Origin of the sequence: Winogradskyella ursingii, assembly GCF_013403975.1 — a bacterium.
Taxonomy (GTDB): Bacteria; Bacteroidota; Bacteroidia; order Flavobacteriales; family Flavobacteriaceae; genus Winogradskyella; species Winogradskyella ursingii.
In genome coordinates, this window is the sequence record NZ_JABFDH010000002.1 from 1 (window position 1) to 18,792 (window position 18,792).

Annotated in this window: 15 protein-coding genes; 7 read left to right on the plus strand and 8 right to left on the minus strand. The window is 34.0% G+C overall.

Going from position 1 to position 18,792, the window contains the following annotated elements:
* Positions 1-485 precede the first annotated feature (485 nt).
* From HM983_RS03830 to HM983_RS03850, 5 genes are all read right to left on the minus strand, one after another.
* Entirely contained in the window at positions 486-2,453 is a 1,968-nt protein-coding gene (locus HM983_RS03830; RefSeq protein WP_179344089.1) for a putative porin, read from the minus strand.
* 102 nt (positions 2,454-2,555) lie between these two features.
* Positions 2,556-3,446: a hypothetical protein gene (locus HM983_RS03835; RefSeq protein ID WP_179344090.1), complete on the minus strand. Its 891-nt coding sequence runs from the start codon at positions 3,444-3,446 to the stop codon at positions 2,556-2,558.
* Positions 3,447-3,458: 12 nt separating this feature from the next.
* Positions 3,459-4,205, minus strand: a complete 747-nt coding sequence (locus HM983_RS03840) for a hypothetical protein (protein ID WP_179344091.1) — start codon at positions 4,203-4,205, stop codon at positions 3,459-3,461.
* A gap of 18 nt (positions 4,206-4,223) precedes the next feature.
* Positions 4,224-5,636: a RagB/SusD family nutrient uptake outer membrane protein gene (locus HM983_RS03845; protein WP_179344092.1), complete on the minus strand. Its 1,413-nt coding sequence runs from the start codon at positions 5,634-5,636 to the stop codon at positions 4,224-4,226.
* A gap of 16 nt (positions 5,637-5,652) precedes the next feature.
* Positions 5,653-8,721 carry a SusC/RagA family TonB-linked outer membrane protein gene (locus HM983_RS03850; RefSeq protein ID WP_179344093.1) on the minus strand — a complete coding sequence of 1,023 codons (3,069 nt, stop codon included), beginning with the start codon at positions 8,719-8,721 and terminating at the stop codon, positions 5,653-5,655.
* A 214-nt stretch (positions 8,722-8,935) separates the two neighbouring features.
* On the opposite strand from HM983_RS03850, the gene HM983_RS03855 reads away from it, so the two are divergent.
* From HM983_RS03855 to HM983_RS03870, 4 genes are all read left to right on the plus strand, one after another.
* Positions 8,936-9,538 (plus strand): ribonuclease HII, encoded by a 603-nt coding sequence (locus HM983_RS03855; RefSeq protein WP_179344094.1) that lies wholly within the window; start codon positions 8,936-8,938, stop codon positions 9,536-9,538.
* Positions 9,539-9,571: 33 nt separating this feature from the next.
* A complete protein-coding gene (locus HM983_RS03860; protein ID WP_179344095.1) occupies positions 9,572-11,953 on the plus strand; it encodes a hypothetical protein in 2,382 nt (793 codons plus the stop codon).
* A gap of 82 nt (positions 11,954-12,035) precedes the next feature.
* Entirely contained in the window at positions 12,036-13,595 is a 1,560-nt protein-coding gene (locus HM983_RS03865; protein ID WP_179344096.1) for an OmpA family protein, read from the plus strand.
* Positions 13,596-13,759: 164 nt separating this feature from the next.
* The gene (locus tag HM983_RS03870) at positions 13,760-14,809 is read left to right on the plus strand and encodes a nucleoid-associated protein (protein WP_179344097.1); all 1,050 of its coding nucleotides are present in this window, start codon (positions 13,760-13,762) and stop codon (positions 14,807-14,809) included.
* A 78-nt stretch (positions 14,810-14,887) separates the two neighbouring features.
* Here the strand turns inward: HM983_RS03870 and lipB are convergent, their stop codons facing one another.
* From lipB to HM983_RS03885, 3 genes are read right to left on the minus strand one after another with little or no spacing between them, the layout of a single operon-like run.
* Complete coding sequence (gene lipB, locus HM983_RS03875; RefSeq protein ID WP_179344098.1) at positions 14,888-15,586, minus strand: lipoyl(octanoyl) transferase LipB; 699 nt, start codon at positions 15,584-15,586, stop codon at positions 14,888-14,890.
* A complete protein-coding gene (locus HM983_RS03880) occupies positions 15,579-16,382 on the minus strand; it encodes a hypothetical protein (RefSeq protein WP_179344099.1) in 804 nt (267 codons plus the stop codon). The genes lipB and HM983_RS03880 overlap by 8 nt, the downstream gene beginning before the upstream one ends.
* Before the next feature lie 38 nt (positions 16,383-16,420).
* Positions 16,421-16,579, minus strand: a complete 159-nt coding sequence (locus HM983_RS03885) for a YqaE/Pmp3 family membrane protein (RefSeq protein WP_155090056.1) — start codon at positions 16,577-16,579, stop codon at positions 16,421-16,423.
* Between the two features lie 131 nt (positions 16,580-16,710).
* On the opposite strand from HM983_RS03885, the gene HM983_RS15780 reads away from it, so the two are divergent.
* The 3 genes from HM983_RS15780 (at position 16,711) to HM983_RS03895 (ending at position 18,740) form a co-directional block, all read left to right on the plus strand.
* Entirely contained in the window at positions 16,711-17,253 is a 543-nt protein-coding gene (locus tag HM983_RS15780) for a hypothetical protein (protein WP_218841816.1), read from the plus strand.
* 171 nt (positions 17,254-17,424) lie between these two features.
* Positions 17,425-17,745 (plus strand): response regulator transcription factor, encoded by a 321-nt coding sequence (locus HM983_RS15935; protein ID WP_218841817.1) that lies wholly within the window; start codon positions 17,425-17,427, stop codon positions 17,743-17,745.
* Positions 17,746-17,852: 107 nt separating this feature from the next.
* Positions 17,853-18,740: a thioredoxin family protein gene (locus HM983_RS03895; RefSeq protein ID WP_179344100.1), complete on the plus strand. Its 888-nt coding sequence runs from the start codon at positions 17,853-17,855 to the stop codon at positions 18,738-18,740.
* Positions 18,741-18,792 lie beyond the last annotated feature (52 nt).

Sequence of the window (18,792 nt, forward strand, 5' to 3'; positions counted from 1 at the left end):
TTCCCGCAACACCTATCTGAAAAAAATTTGAAATTCTTTTTTCGGTGACGCTTCGTATGGCAATGAACTCCTGAAACCTGACATGCTGCCTTTGTTTCGGGGTGCAAATATAGAACCCTTTTTCATTCCCGCAACACCTTTTTCATTTTATTTTTTTTCTTTTTTTTAATCCGCTAAAAAACAAGTTGTTGCAGCCTATTTTTTTTAATAAATGTTAATTGTATACCTAAATAGGAATAAATGAAAGTTATACAGGCTCTATATGAAGACAAGAATATTCTATTAAAATACTTTAGAATATTCCACGCGTTAGCGATAGAAGCGGCATCCTTTCTGCGAGATCATGAGCTCACCTCTTAAATATAATTGTACTTGGGTTGTGTAGATAAGGTACTTATACATAATAAAGACGGCTTCGCAGATAGATATAGCGGATAGCGCAGCCGTTTTGCCACTTAAAGGCAAAATCGGAACGCACTTAAGGTTCACAGAAAGAAATCCCAAACGAGACCGAAACGAATAGTGAAATCTCTAAAAGGGTGATTTGGTGCAGAAAAGTAATCAAAGCCAGTGAATGATGAGTTGAAATGTTCTGCTTTAAAAAATATCCGAGTTTGACGGATTTTTGCGTTTATAAAAAAATCTAACCGCGGGAATCCTCCAAGTTTGGTTTCATTTTGTGTGTAAAATTCTGCAAGTAATGGGTCGTAACCATTCATGTTATATTCTGTAAAGTAATTGAGGGTTACACCTGTTTGCAAAGTCATTGCTTTTTTAAACAGTTGATTTGTATAATAAAGAGAGTTTCTTGTTATTAACGTGGGAACATTAAGCACGTTTAGGTCACTTACTGTACTTTGGTACATTACCGTATTATCCAAAGCAAAGTTACCTAGTGTGAACTCTTTTTGGACTTTAAGTTTCAAATATTGAATAGAACTGTTATACTGTTGTGGTTTTATAATTCTATTTTCGTCAATTTTATTTTGTAAATTAAAATAGGTATAGTTGCTAATGTTTGAGAGGTCGAAATACGCATTGAGGTATTTGTCTGATCTAATATTAAAACTTAGCTGTTGTTTATTCACATTCTCAAAGCTGCCATAATTGTACCAATTATAATTTGTGTAATCACTTTGATATAAGAGATGATTATAGTTTGGTAATCTTGAGCTTATTTGGACTCCCCCATCCAGACTGATATCTTGATTAAGTTTGAGTCCAACCATTCCATTGAATATACTTCCGCTGAATTCTTCTGAAAGATTAATCTGGGCACTACCATTGATATCTATCTTTCCTATAGTCTTAGAATAGGATGCGGTTGTTCCTAGAAAATTAGATTTTATTCTATTTGGAATATTTTCAGACGGCAATAGAACAATTGTATTATATCCATAATTTATATTGGTATAAGTGAGTCCGAATTTAAAATCACCTAGAATATTGTTATAATACCTCAATGCAATTTCAGTATGAAAGTTTTCTAATGTGACTTTATCATTTATATTATTCGAAAAAGAATCACCGAAAAAATTTTCTGCAGGTGAATCTTGGACATACTGATAATATTTATCTTCAAAACTTATTTGGTTAAGTAACTGAAGCCTGTTTTTACTAATTGAATCATTTTGTCTAATGATATCGTAGTCGTGCTCAAAATAAAACCGTTTACCTTCTAGAATGTTTTCAGCATTATTAAAATTTGGATCAAAAACAGAGCGATCAAGAAATTCTTCGTCACCAGAACGAAAATCTTGAACTCCATCATCTGTGAGACCACCATTTTCCTGATTGAGTAAATCCTGCATAACAATATGCCCTTTGGCGCTATATCGTTTATTTTTGCTCGTATAATTTGAAGTGAATCTGAAATTACCAGTACTTGTTAATACGTTTTGATAATTACCAAGTGATCTAAGACCTTTGTAGGCTATCGAAAAATTAAATTGATTCGACAGATTCACTGTAAAAAAAGCATCTAATAATTGTCCTTGTTCAAATGCAGTTTTATATGTAAGCCTGGTCCATGGCGTCGGGACTCTGTAGTAATTAATATCTTCAACCTCCATATAATTAAAATGTCTAGATCTGGCGGCAAAAAGGGGTAGAATAGAATTCTCCTCTGTATTTACTATAAGAGAGTTATACGATTGGCCAATATTGGTAAATGGCAAAAGACCGAAGTCATCTCTTTGAAGATAGTTAAATTTATAGTCTTTTTTAATTGTTAAAGTCGTGTCGACTGAATTCGTGTCTCTGGAAAAAGAGATAATTTTGTAGTCTACTATGTTTGCTTTTTTATTATTATTTAATGAATTGGTTTTGTTGAAATTTCTTAGAGAGTCTCTTTGCTGAAGTTGTTCATTTTTTTGTTCCCTCAGAATTTTATCTTGCGCTCCAAGAGAAGAATAAATAAAGATTACCAATATAATAAATATGAAATTTTTCATTGCCTAAAAATAAGCTTCAAAAATAGAATTACCTAGAGACATAAAACAAAAAAAGCGACTTATTATTATAAGTCGCTTTTAATTTTATAAAAGATAAGTACCTTAAATTTTTGTCAATCTAAATGAAGCTGCATAAGGGCCGCCACAACCAACTAAAGGATCTTCGGTATAATTAATTGTAATTACTTGATCATTACAGATGTCCCATGGAACACTATCTGCTTCTGATGCTGCGTCAAATCCATAAGCAGGACCACTACAGCTAATACCAGAACTAGAAAACTGACCTAATGTTACTGTATCATCAGTAGTAAACTCAAGTGCAAAAGGCACTAAAGCTCCACCTGTAAATGCTGGTAATATTGAAGCTGAAAACAATCTTCTATTTGGATCTGAAGGATCAACAGTTAAAGTAACCGTTCCAGAACCAATATTCTCAGTTCCATTACCTGGACCAATTTGAGCCATTACATCTTCAATTGTGTAATTACCTACAAAATAATCATTTGGTAATACATCAGGATTAGAACATGGAATAGTGACCGTGTGAACTGTAGGTCTTGTATCTTGAATACCAACAGTAACTCCTTGCTTATCAACAGCAGTTAATATAACATCAAATGATGTCACAAAATCTCTACCAACTTCCATATTTTGAAGTGGTATGTTAATACTAACCACTCTATCGTAATCTGAAGGATCTGCAAAAACTGATCCCGTACGATCAGAAGGAAGTACAAACTGAGTATAATCACCATCATTGGCAGCAGTAGTATAACTAATTGATAATCCCTCCTTGTAAATTGGCACATTAACTTGAACGTTAATACTGTGACTTGGCACAGTTTGTCCTGTTGTTGAGGACGCAGAAGCGAACTGAACCCAACCAGTTTCTGGACTTTGCTCACCTAGGTTATTATTATCTTCATCACAACTTACTGCCATGACAAATAATAATAATGAGGCCGATATAATTTTAATTGTATTTTTCATATTCATTTTTTTTTAATTAACAGTAAAATTTTGAGATTCAGAACCACCAAATTCTCCGCCTGAAATCAACACCATACCGTCTAAAACAACTTCATAAGATCCGTTACCATATGCACAGCAAATACCATCTCCAAAACTATCAAAAACAGTTAAAGTGTAAGTTCCATTTAAAAGGCACAGATCAATTGATGCTGCAGTTTGACCAGAATAATCTCCTTGCTCAGCGCTTGCAACTACAGAACCACTTGAATTAGTAACCTCCCAAGAAGTCTCGCCTGGATAATCGTCAAAAGTAAAATTCAGTACTAAATCTGGACAAACAAATTCTGGAGTGAAGTTTATATTTATTGAACTGTTTCTAACTCCTACAACATCATCAGGTAATGATAAGTCAATTTTTAATGTATAATTGACACCTTCATCAAGTGAATCAAAATTAAGAGTTACTGGTAATGAACCAATATGTGAACCAGCAGGAATTGTAACAACACCAAGTGAATAATCCGAAGGATTAGCAGTAGTAGCTTCTGGATCAGTATCAGCCATTACATTAAAAGTTCTATCAGTATCTGAAATTGTAGTTGAAGTTACCTCAAAATTTAAGGTTACACCTTCCTCTGGAACAGTTACCGAAAGAGTAGGTGACGTAAAACTAAGACCTGTCTGGCCCGTAGTTGGATCAAATACTACATCTTCGGTTTTCTCACAGCTCATAAAGGCTAAGAGAACTAAATTTAATATTAATATTCTAATTTTCATAATTATATTTCTTTTTAATTAATAGCCTGGGTTCTGAGTTATACTAGGATTTGCATTTACTTCTACCTGAGGTATTGGCAATGTAAATCTATAATCTGATGCTGGTAATTCACAAGCACCACCCTGTGCACAATCAATAGGATTTCTTGAGATACCACCTAAAATAGACTTATTTCTTTTGATATCTAAAAACCTTGCTCCTTCATAAGCCAACTCCATACGTCTTTCGTTCATTACATCAGCCAAAGCTTCAGTTGAATTTGCATAAGTTGCAAGAGGTGTATCTGCACCATTACGTGCATCTCTTAACTGCTTAAGTGTAAGTGCTGCACCAGGTAAATTATTTTGTGCTTTTACTTGTAATTCAGCCTTTAGTAAATACATCTCAGAAACTCTCATTGCCTTTATATTATTAACGAATGGCGATGAGTTACCAGGATATTTGTGAATCAGAATGATGTTTTCACTAATATCTGTTGGACCACCTTCTGCAACATTGATATCATTAGTTAAATTGATATTAACTCCTAATCTTACGTCGTCAGCTGCTTCTAAAGTATTATAAAGACCATTAGAAGCCTCCAAGAAAGGTCCAGCACTATTGGTGAAATACCAGATTCCACCAACTGGAGTCGTTCTAAAAAGTTTAAAGATTACTTCAGTGTCATCTTGATCAAAGAACATGGCAGCATATTCAGCTGGATTAGCCAAAGGATATTGACCAATCAAATTATCTGCTAAGCCAATACCAGATGCATCGTTTCTTAATAAAGCAACTCTTGCTCTTAAACCTGTAATGAAATCCTCAGTTATAAAACCATTATTGTTGAATCCTGATGATAGAAAACCAGACGCCGTAGCTAAGTCCTCTAAAATAAAATCATACATTTCACCAGTAGTATTTCTAGCGAAAACCTCAGTTACAACAGGTACTCGATCAGAAATGATCGCAGACAAAGCTGATTCATCTAAGTAATCTGTAGTAAAATAAGTATGTAAATGGTAATGAGCAACTGCTCTTAAACCATATAGTTGACCCAAGATGTCATTAAATGCTACTTGTTCGTCAGCTGAAACATCAACAAATACTGATGCCTCAATAACTCTGTTAGCAGCGTTTATCATGTCATAATAAGAATTCCATAGTGCTGTTACGTTTCCTGAACTTGTTGGGAGCAACCAGTTAAAAAACGGGATCTGTTGACCACCACTAGCATAACCAGGTTTAACGTTATCAGTAAATATAGAGTTATACGTTATATCTGCTTCAAAGTTATATTGAGCATAAACTCCATTTAAACCCTGTTGCAAATCACTAACGCTCTCAAATGTAATCTCCGGAGTAAATTCATCCTCTGGAACAATCTCTATTGCATCGTTACATGCAAAAAAGAGACTTACAATCATTAATACAATAAATTTATTATTCATTTTCATACTATTTTTATTAAAAAGTTAAATCCACACCTAAGGTGAATATTTTTGTTGTTGGATAGTCAAAGAAATCCGAGTTTCTAAAACTTGACTCTGGATCCCAACCTCTCCACTTAGACCAGGTAATTAAATTTTCTGCCTGAACGTAAACTTTAGCACCTTTAATGAAATTAGCATCCTTTAATGCCTCTGCAAAATTATAACCTAATACAATATTTCTAAGTCTTAAGAATGATGCATCCTCCAAGTATCTCGTTGTCAACAAGTTTCTAACAGAAGTAGAACCTGCACGTGGAATACCTGTAACATCACCTGGCTGTTGCCATTGGTCATTAAATAAAGCCAATGAACCGTTAGATAACGTAGTTAAACCCGGATCTTCAATTACACCAAGACTACCATTGTAACGGTAAATGTCAGCTACAAAAGAAAATTGCGTATCTAAGGTAAAGCCTTTAAAAGCACTATTAAATCCAAAACCACCTTGGTATGTTGGATAGACAGACTTGTCTGTCCAAACTCTGTTACTAAGGTTATAAGTCTCAGTTAAATTTCCATCAACATCTCTATAAAGTGGCTGACCATTCGCTGGATTAACACCAGCCCATATTACAGCAAAATATTCACCTAATTTCTCACCAACACCTAAACTATTTGTTCGGCCACCACCTAACACTTCATCAACACCATTAGGTAATTCAGTAATCTCATTCTCGTTATAAGAACCATTAGCGAAGAAACTAATACTAAAACCATCAGGATTAGAAATAGCACTATAGTTTATAACCGCTTCAGCACCTTTATTAGTCAATTGACCAAGGTTAGCAGAAATTGTATTCACACCATTTAATGCAGATACTGGTTGAGATTGGAATAAGTCATCAGTAACTTTATTATAAACATCGATAGATCCGTTTAATTTATTATTCCATAAACCAAAGTCAATACCAAAGTTAGTTTGTGTTACAGTTTCCCATTTTAAATCTCTATTACCAATTTGGTTAGCAAACAAACCAACCGAATTATTATAACCTGATCCTTGAGCATACGTATCAAACGTCGCATCGTCAGACCCATAGTATCCTCCAGTAATACGATCATTACCAGTTACACCATAAGAAGCTCTTAATTTCAAGTTATTAAATACAGAACCATCCATGAAGCCTTCTTTGTTAATGTTCCATGAACCAGAAACAGACCAGAATGTACCCCAACGATTAGATTCAGCAAATCGAGATGAAGCATCACGTCTTACAGATCCCTGAAAGTTATATTTGTCATCATATGTATATCTTAATACACCAAAGTATGAAAAGATACCAATTGTAATCTCATTTAAAGAAATACCTGGGATATATGGAAATTCTGAACCGTCTAATGCAGCTACACCATCATCATTTAAATCCTCGAAAGTATCTCCTGGGATAAAACTTGTACCAAATTCAAAAATCTTAGGGTTAAGACCAACTTGCGTAAAGCCTGAAGTATTTAAATAAGATTTGTTGTATTCTGTAAATACAGAAACATCCAAATCATGATCACCCCAAACGTTATTATAATTAAGACCAACTAAGTTGTTGAATCTTGCGTCTCTTGAGTAATTTTCAGCATTTGTTCCTTGAAACTCAGCATCACCACCATTAACGGCAGTAGAACCATACACACTTGTAGGGTCTTCAATAAAAATACCTCTATTATAAGTGTAATCTAAACCAAATCTTATCGATGCACTTAAATTTTTCGCAAATTCATAATCTGCATTTATAGAACCGATAAATTTAATTTCTTCAACTCTGTTTGTATTTAACACTGTATTATTAAGTGCTGTATAAGGAGTATTATCAAAAGTATCTAAACCAGAACCTACAGTATTTAATGTTCCATCAGGGTTAAACTGAGAGAAATATGGCAAAGCCACATAAGGTACAAGGAATGGATTTGATAAGTTACCAGTACCCTCATTTTGAATGAAGTTGTTCTCACTAAAGTTTAAACTTAAATTAGTTCCGTAGTTGAACTTGTTATTTGAACTTTTACCAGACACATTAGATCTTAAGTTAAATCTCTGTAAATCACTTCGTAAAGTCACACCACTTTGCTCAAAATAACCTAAAGATGTGAATGTTGAAAACAATTCTGATCCAGAACTTAAACTAAGGTTGTGACTTATTGTCTCACCTGGTCTAAAAAACACGTCTTCCCAATCCGTGTTTGTCTGGCGGGAAATTGTAGCAATTTCTGCATCTGTTAAATTCGAACCAAAACCAGAACCTACTCTTTTATTATAAGTTAATTTCTGGAATGAATTCATTACGTCAAAATTCTTATCTGGTAGTACAGAGTAACCAAACTGGCTTCTGTAGTTAATCGCTAAATCTGAACCAAAAGTTCCTTTTTTCGTAGTAATGATAATTGCACCGTTAGCACCACGGTTACCGTAAAGCGCAGAGGCAGATGCATCCTTTAATACTGTAATGTTCGCAATGTCGTTGTTATTCAAACTCCTAAAGTTATCCTCATCAACCGGAACACCGTCAATTACAAATAATGGCTCAATGTTACCATTAATAGATCCTACACCACGCAAAAGAATAACACTATTTGCTCCAGGCTGTCCTGAACCAGTACCGATATTAAGACCTGGTACCTGTCCTTGTAAAGCCGTCGCAATAGATGCGTTTGGTCTCGAATCTACAGTTTCTGCAGATAACGTTGTCACTGCCGAAGTTGTTGTAGTTCTTTTTTCTGTAGTAAAACCTGTAACAACCACCTCATCTAAGGTGTTATCTTCGTTCATACCTACATTAATAGTTGTATTAGCACCAACCGGTCTTTCAACCGTAGCGAATCCTACAAATGAAAATACCAAGACATCGCTTGGAGTGACTTGAATGGAATACTTTCCATCAAAATCTGTTTGTTGACCTCTAGAGGTACCTTTTACTAATACAGTTGTTCCAGGGAGTGGTAATCCATCCGAAGCTGTTGTAACTGTACCTGTGACAGTTTTCTCTTGTGCAAAAGAAAATTGCATCACGAACGCCATAAAAAGCGTTAATAACCATGTTAACTTTAATTTCATAAAACAATTATTTGAGTTAGTCTAGTTGCAAACATCTTAATTAAATATTAAATAAGCAAGTGTTTTTGCTAAAAAAATGTTAATGGTTTTTGGTATCGACAGAATTGCCTCTAAATCATTGCACACAACGTTTTCAACCTTAAACTCATCATTTAGATGCATAATATCCAAAAGGGTTGCGTTAAAATTTTAACTTTGTTCAAACTTTTAACATTTGGACCTTAAAAAACAATTTAGCTCCTTAAAATTTGAATGCGGGACAGATGAAGCTGGACGTGGTTGTTTGGCTGGTCCGGTTACTGCAGCCGCTGTTATTTTACCAAAAATATTTGAGAATTTAATTTTAAACGATTCTAAAAGGCTCACGCACAAAAACAGATTACTACTTAAATCAATAATTGAGGAAGAAGCCTTGTCTTTTGCATTCGCGCATATATTTGAAGATGAAATTGACAACATTAATATACTCAATGCTTCCATCAAAGCCATGCATTGTTCTATTGAAAAACTCAAAGTTGAACCTAGTTTTATAATTGTAGATGGCAATAAATTTAAACCCTACAAATCAATTCCGCATCAAACCATCATCAAAGGTGATAGTAAATATTTGAGCATTGCAGCTGCCTCAGTAATTGCAAAAACAACTAGAGACAGTTATATGGAAGATATCCATAAGGAATACCCAATGTACAATTGGAAAAAAAACAAAGGCTATCCAACAAAGGAGCATAGAGCGGCTATTAGAAAATTTGGTATAACCAAATACCACAGAAAATCATTTAGATTATTGCCAGAGCAATACAAATTAGATATATAACTTTTTATATTTGTACGAAACATAATTCTCTTAATGAAAAAATTCATTTTTTTATTACTCTTAGCAATTAATCTTACTGCTTGCCAAAGAGACTACGATAAAAAATTACAGACTTATCTCTATATACCTTCTAAAAGCTCAACGGTAATACAAATAAACGAGCTTAATGATTTTTTAAATGGCCAAATCAATCAAGAAATTATTAATGATATATATAATAAGGAGTTAAATACCTCATTTCAATTTCTAAAACACCTCACTCCTAGAGGGAAACTATACTTGTCTTTTATCGAAAATGATCAGAAAGCATCGGACTATCTAATACTCACACAAACTGACTCCACCTTATTTGTTAGAGATTCTATTTCTAATTTTATTTCTGAATCTTTCTCTGAAAAAGACATTGAAAAGGTACAAATTGACACAACCACCATATACATTAGAACGCTGAAAAACTTATTCGCAGCATCAAATAGTTTGGAGGTCATACAAACTCTTAAAAAAAACAATAAAAACAGCAGTCTCGAAAAACTCATAGAAACCACAAACAGTAAATCTGTGGCTTCTATTATTTTTAGAAATAACAAATCAGATTATTCAAAATTACTTTTTAATGTACTGGGAGATAGACAAGAAGTAACTAATTTTACTGTTTTAGATCTGGACTTCAGTGATACGAGTCTAAAATTCAATGGTGTTGTAAATTCAAAAGATTCCATTAAAACGATTCTTGATTGTTTTAAAAACACGAATCCTCAAAAAATAAAAAGTATTGATGTTGTTTCTGATAATTCTAGTTCATTAACAGCTTTGAGTTATGACAACTTTGCAACTTTCAAAAAAAACCTGGATGAGCTATCACCAACAAATAATGATACACTTCCCAATTTCTTAAATTACACGGATGAAATTGCCCTTGCAGAAATCCAAAGTAAAAAAGTCTTAGTTACGCATGCACTTGACTCGAATCTAGCTTTTGAGGCTATAGAGGATAAATCTTTTCATGAAACATATCGCGATATCGATATTTATCTCAATGAAAATAACAGTTTTCTAGCATCTTATTTTCAACCAATCATAAGTTTTAGTGATGCCAATTATTTTATAGAGTATAATGATTTTTTGATTTTCGCCGAATCAACGGAATCCCTTAAATCGATTATAAGTGATGTACTCAATGACAAGGTCCTATCTAAATCAAATGCTTTTCAAAATATTCAGAACAATCTAAGCAACGAGTCTTCATTATTTATATTTAAAGATGCTGAAGCGTTGTCCGAGATTTTAAATGAAGACGTTAAAAACTATAATGCTAACGTTGTACAATTCGTTTATGAAAAAAATTATGCGTTGGTCAATGGTATTTTTGAAAAATATAAAAAACGTTCAGCCAATAATGCAGTTGAAGAAAATTTTACGACTAAAATTGATGCAGATATATTATTTGCGCCTCAAAGTGTAAAAAATCATAATAGTAACACCAACGAAATTGTTGTTCAAGATATAAATAACGTCATCTATCTTATTTCTAGCTCTGGCAATATTCTATGGAAAAAACAATTACAAAGTAAAATTCTGGGAAAGGTCGAACAGATAGATAGTTTTAAAAACGGTCGATTACAATTGGTTTTTGCAACAGAAAACAGTGTTTATGTTCTCGATAGAAATGGTAAGGACGTTGGCGAGTTTCCACTTAAATTTCAAGACAAAATAACGCAGCCATTATCAGTTTTTGATTATGATAAAAGAAAAAATTATAGGCTTTTGGTTACCCAAGGAAATAATCTATTAATGTACGACGCTAAAGGCAAAAGAGTAACGGGTTTTGATTATAAAAGTGATGGTTTTGTAAACTCACAACCCAAACATTTTAGGATTGGCAGTAAAGATTACATTGCTTTTACAGCTGGTGAAAAACTAAAAATTTTAAATAGGCAAGGAAATATTAGAATTAACGTTACCGACAAGTTTAAATTCTCAGATAACGAGTTGTACTTATATCAAAATAAGTTTACAACCACTAACACACTCGGACAATTAATACAGGTAAGTACTTCGGGTAATATAACTACCAAATCACTCAGTCTTTCTGAAAATCATCATATTGAGACCACGAGCAAGACATTGGTTACGCTTAACGATAATCGATTAAAAATTAGATCCAGAACTTTAGATTTAGATTTCGGAAACTATACATCTCCAAAAATTTTCTATCTCAACGATAAAATATACGTTTCCGTATCAGATTTACAAGCAAGCAAAGTTTATCTTTTTGATAGTCAAGCTCAACCGCTACCTAACTTTCCTGTGTTTGGCACCGCGGCTGCAGAACTACAAAAAACAGATGGAGAAAGCGGTTTAGAACTTATAACACAAAGCGATTCAAATACAGTCTTAGTTTACAAACTATACTAAATTTACAGCAGAATATACATTTTCATTTTTTGTTTACAATAGTTATTCTTAATTTTAGAAAGCTATTAATCAAACACTTACAATGAAAAAATTCAACTCTCTCAAAAAAACAGGGCTTGCCATTGCGCTGTTCTTGTTTATTATCCCAAACCTTGATGCCCAAACCAAAAAACTGAAACGCCCAAAGAGCAGGGTCGGTATATCTAGCGTAGATAATTTTGTTCAAGAATCCTTTAACTTCTATGATAAAGTATATAAATATGACGGTTACGCTGCGGCCAGGACACCATTAGAAGATGAAGACTTAGATGTTTTAGAAGAAGCACTAGAGGACATCACAATTCTCAGCGAAAGTGCACCAGACATTTTAAGCGATCTCGATGGTAAAGGAGCTTTAAAACAAGCAAAAGCAACACTTCAGATCAATCGTGCCAAAAAAGCTCTAAAATATAGTATTACTACCGCAAAGGAGCTGATTATGGGAGAACGCGAGAGAGAAACTACTGATGAGGATAGGAATGCCGAGAGCGACAATAATGAAGACGATGATTACAATGAAGAAATGGATGAAGGTACCTCTACTTCTGAAAATGACGATGATGCAGAACCAGATAACGTATCGGACGGATTAGAGGTTTACAGTAAATATGATTTTGTTCCTGGAGACAAAACCATCTTCTATGATGATTTTTCCCAAGATTTTGTAGGTGATTTACCGAGTCGGTGGAACACGAACGGTTCTGGTGCAATCGTAAAATTCAATAAAGTTGAAGGCAATTGGTTTGAGCTTAAAGCAGGTTATAGATTGTACGTAATTCCGGATATAAATGAACTGCCACAAGATTACACCATCGAATTCGATGTATTGACCTCAGGAATGGATAACCAAACCTCGTCTGGAGCCAAGCTTAGTGTTATTATTAGCGACACAAACGGCTTTAGTGAAGGACAAAAGCATTATGCGGCTGTATCTATACCATTAGGCCAATATGCGGCTTTTAACATTCGGGCTTTTAACACCTTTAATGGCAAATCAACCATAAACTCTTCATTAAGCGCAGATATTAGAGACGAAATAAAAAACCAACCGCACATTGCTATTTCCGTAACAAAAAAGCGCTACAGACTTTGGATAAACGAAGTAAAATATGTTGATATACCTCGATTTATTGATCAGTTGGATGTACTTAATTATCTCAAATTTCACGCTTATGGCTTAAAGGATGGCGAAGAACGCGTGTTTATAAAAAATATAAAAGTCGCTGAAGGTGGTGTGGATTTAAGACGAAAATTATTGTCCGAAGGTAGAATTTCAACAAACGGTATTTTGTTCGATTCTGGCTCTGCAAAAATACAGCCGCAATCATTGGGCATTGTACGTCAGATTTCCCAAGTTTTAATGCAAGATTCAAATATTAAACTTAATATTATTGGTCACACGGATTCTGATGGATCGGACGAGTCCAATTTAAAACTATCCAAAGACAGAGCAGCCGCTGTTAAAGATGCTCTAGTGAACATTTACAATATTTCTTCAGACAGACTTACCACAGATGGCAAAGGGGAAAGCCAACCTGTTGGAGATAATACCACTGCAGACGGTAAAGCACAAAACAGACGTGTGGAATTTGTAAAAATCTAAACCCAACCAAATCTAAAGTCCTTGAATCATTAAACGCCAAATTTACTTTGGCGTTTTTTAGTATTCAATTGTTGGTTTTTGTAGTATTGTAATTTTGATAGAACAATCACTTTATAAGGTTTTCAAAACATAACAATTTTAAATTTTCACCTCTCCATCTACCTATGATCAAACGACAGAAAGCATCAATTAAAAGCTGCATTATCCATAAGGTTGGCAACAAGTTTAATGGTACGAAAAACGCATTTTCAGATGCAAAAGTAGATTTTGACGAAGCCACTTACAACTTAATGCTACCCTATCTTTTAAAGCCATTTGTAAGCGTTGCAGAAAGCTACCGATTTCACCACCACAGCGATGTTGGTCTCAATGAGATTAACACCTATGCAGATCAATTATTTAAAGAGGAAACCGATTTTGTGGAAGTGTCAAAACACATAGCTACGCACTTATTTGAGCAGAGTAATTCTGCACAAATTAAAACGGGAGATGTATTAGTTTGCCTTTTTGAAAACGTACAATACGAAGATTATTTTACGGATGCCATCGGCATTTTTAAAATTGAAAACAAAACTGAGTTTTTTCAGACCTATTTAGAAAGTGGCAATTACGATATTTTGGTACAGAAAGGAATACAGGCCAAGAAAGTCGATAAAGGATGTTTGATTTTAAACACTTCGGACATGGAAGGAAAAATAGTATTCAGTGTCGATAATAATACGTACGATACACAATATTGGATCAAGAGTTTTCTAAATATTAAATATCCTGATGACAGCAATCAACATACTAAAAATTGCATCGAGCTTTGCCGCGAATTCTCAAAGGAAGTATTACAACCAAATTTTGGTGGACAAGCACAAAGTAATTTCCTGGCAAATACAGTAGATTTTTTCAAGGAAAATGAAATTGTAAATATTGATACTTTTAAGGAAGAAGTGTTTGACGAAGAAGACCAAATTCAGCTATTCGAAGATTACAAGAAAAGTTACGAATCTGAAAACAAAATCCTAATTCGTAACCAATTTGACGTCTCGGAAATTGCTTTAAAAAAGCAAAAGCAAAAAATCAAAACGGAAATAAAACTGGATACCAATATCCAAATTAAACTCGACGTGGATGCACCAGACGCTTCTGCGGAATACCTAGAGCGTGGTTACGACGAAGAAAAGAAAATGCATTTTTATAAGGTGTTTTTTAATGATGAGTCTTAATTTTACTTTGTAAAATTAAGATGCTAATTTAGTCTAACGTCTGACATAAGTCATTGAAACGGACTCATATCACTAAAATTAAACGAAACTCGCCTCAAAAAGCTCACCAAAATGCTTCAACAACTTCCGCTTAACCTCAGCTTCTTCCACCTTATCGACTCCCAATTCAACATTTAAAGAGGTAACAGCTTTTCCGCGAATACCACAAGGAATAATATTATCAAAATAGCCTAAATCCGCATTCACATTAAGTGCAAAACCATGCATGGTCACCCAACGGCTAGCTCTTACACCCATAGCACAAATTTTCCGAGCAAACGGTGTACCGACATCTAACCACACACCTGTTTCACCAGGACTACGCTCAGTTTTTAGGCCGTATTCAGCTAAAGTGAGGATAATCATTTCCTCTAAAAATCTAAGGTATTTATGGATGTCTGTAAAAAAATTATCCAAATCTAAAATAGGGTAACCCACTATTTGCCCCGGACCGTGATAAGTAATATCTCCACCTCTATTTATTTTGTAAAATGTGGCGTTTTTTTCTTTGAGTTGATGCTCATTTAAAAGTAAATTAGAGAGATCTCCGCTTTTACCTAAAGTATAAACATGCGGATGCTCTACAAACAGAAAATGATTATCAGTTTCTAGGCCTGCATCTTCCCTTCTATTTCTAATTTTAGTATCTAAAATGGCCTTAAAAAGGGTTTCTTGATAATCCCAAGTGTTCTTAAAATCTTTAGTGCCTAGATCTTGAAGCTGTACAGTTTTATTCATCTACAAATTCCACGTTCACATCCAACAATTTTGGATTTTTAATAAAGTCTAGCCAATTGGCCCTATAACTAACAGTTTTTCTATCAGCTGAGATTTCAGCCCCTTCAAAAGACACCGATTTTACGGCTTTCGGGAAGGTTAATTTTACGTTATAGTATGATTCTTCAAAATATTTTATAAATTCTTTATCACCTTCATCGGTTTCATCGAACAACTCTTCCATAACTTCTTCACTTTCTTCAGTTACACTCACCATAGTAGTTCTTGAAAATCCATCTGTGGTAAGATCATACCTCACAGTGCTATCATCGGTACCCATAAATTTCCCCAAAGGAGAGCCACTTTTCATAGCTTCTAGCTGGTCGCCTTGTTGATTAAGGCTTTGTACTTTTTTTATTTTATCCTGTATGTTTTTTAAATCTTCAATAGATTCAAACTTCATTCCTATCCCAATATCCATTATCCCAGCATCTTCGTCCAATTTCATGTTCATGAACATATTTCTCACAGCTTCCATGGCTAATTGTTTCTTTTCTGGTAAACTAGCAATACTATCCTTGTAGGTTGCCATAATATCTGCAAACACCATGGTAGTATCCATTACCTCACCTTTTTCTTTGTTTTCATCATTTGAGTTGTCGCCACCCATCGCATCATTAAATGCCTGCATGGCATCACCCATTTGATATTTAACTAAATATTCACCAGAATTATCACTGTTAAAAACAATGGATTCGGTAACATTACAGCTCGTAAAAACACAAGCCAAGGCCAATAAAAAAATAATGTTTTTCATTTTGAAATCTTGATTTTTCACAAAACAAAGATAGGGATTTATCGCTCAGGATTATTGAGAATAACCAATGCTGCAATTACGCCTGGCACCCAACCGCAAAGCCATAGTAAAAATGTGATGAAGATTGAGCCGCAACCTTTGTCAAGTACGGCCAAAGGTGGGCAAATAATAGACAGTATAACACGCCATATACTCATAGTTTCGTTTTTTGATTTTGATGTATTTATATGTCGACAATTCGTCTTATTTGTTACACTTTTAAAATGCAACTATTTCATAGTCAACTAAAATTATGTAGTTTCGTTTTATGCGTTTTAAAATTCTGTTATTGCTTTTATTTATTGCGGCCAACTGCCGAGCACAATATTCCTTTTCAGGACAAATAAATCCTGATGAGTGGCAAAACGCAGTCTATCTTTCTGTAGTTGAAGATTATCGCAAAATGTCCGGTGTCTATTCCGAACAAATTATCGCAAAAACTATAGCAGATTCGACAGGTTATTTTGAATTTAAAGGTGATATGTTAGATGCTGATAATAGAATTTACCGCATCCACGTGGACAAGTGCTCTGATATTCAACAGGACTTTAATCACTTTAATGGCCATTGCAGCGATAGCGAAGAACTGTTGTTTGTTGCAAATAATTCAGACGTCTTAAAACTGCCTGTTACGTTTGGCAATCAAGTGTTTTGTAGCATTGATTCGAGTAACCCAAAAGCTAATGTTTTTGTAAAAATCGATTCGCTCAAAAACGATATGCGATTTGCTTACAGCGAAATTCGAAGCGAGGCTAACCGAAAACTCAACAATAAAAAATGGTTTAAAAACTTGCAGAATTTTGGTAAATCTTTGAATGAACCTTTAGCGTAACTAAACATTTATGCTTACCTCTCTGATAGAACAAGTGATTTACATAACTATTACGTAAAAGATCTAAAAACCAATACTTATTACGACGATTTAAAAGAAAGATTAGAAATCACTTACCCAAATGCGGCATATACCAAACAGTATATAGATGAACTAAATGCAGACCGATACATGTTGGCAGCATCAGATGAAAATTCAGAACTAAGTTGGAATTTTTATTTGATATCGTTCTTAATTATTTCTTTGATCGCAAATACTTTGTTATTTCTTCACATACACAAAATCAGGCAATCCAAAACTGAAGATTTAAAACAACGATTGTCCAAACAAGAACAAGTCGTTTTAGAGCAAATTCTTCAAAATAAAACTAATAAAGATATTGCAGAAGATCTTTTTTTGAGTGTAAGTACTGTAAAAACACATATTAATAATATCTACAAAAAGCTCAATGTACAATCTCGCGATGATGCAAAATCACTCTTTATTAAATAATTACAAAATTCAACCTAGGGTCTAGTACCTATTTCAAACCTTTCATTTTGAAAATTTTCAATTGATTTTTTGAGTTTTGATTTCTAATCATTCAAAATATCAAAAAAATGAAAATCATCTATTTTCTTATAGGACTATGCATGTTTCAGTTCTGTTTAAATGCACAACATCTTAACAGGGAAATTTCCACGGTAAACCAATACCCCTACTTATTGGGAAAAATTGACAAAAGTGGATTGGAAAGAGAAAATTACGCCTCTTGGTTTAATGCAAATTATGAAGACTACCAACCTAACAACACCATTATTTCTGAGTTTGCTTCAAAATTAAAATCTTACGAAATTAAACTGTTTATGGGTACTTGGTGTGGAGATAGCAAAAGGGAAGTACCAAGGTTTTATAAGATTTTAGAAACTGCCAACTTTCCAATGAAACAACTCACTTTAGTGGCAGTAAGTCGTGAACCAAAGATGTATAAACAAAGCCCAGAGCATGAAGACGCCGGACTAAATATCCATAGAGTCCCTACAGTGATCTTTTTTAAAAATGGAAAGGAAGTAAATCGGATCGTGGAGCAACCTGTATTAAGCTTAGAGGAAGATATTAAAAAGATTATTATCACAAACGACTATGAACCCAACAATAAAATAGTAAGCGTTATAGATGAAATTCTGAAATCAAAAGGCACCAAAGGACTCAAAAGAGAGAGCGAAAAACTACTTAAAGCTTATGAAGGCAAAGTGAGCAATATGTATGAGTTGAACACCTACGGTCGAATTTTACATGGCACTAATCGTACAGAAGAAGCCATTGCTGTATATAGATTCAACACCATACTATTCCCAAATGATTCTAAAACCTATATGAGCTTGGCAAATATCTTAGGCGCGAGCGGTCAGAAAAATAAGGCGATTAAAGTTTTGGAAAATGCCCTATTAAAATTACCAAATAATAAAGATTTAAAGGAAAATTTAAAGGCTATTAAATCGAATTGAAAACATATTCCCTAATTCTTGTAAATAATGTAATTTTGCACTTCTAAAATCA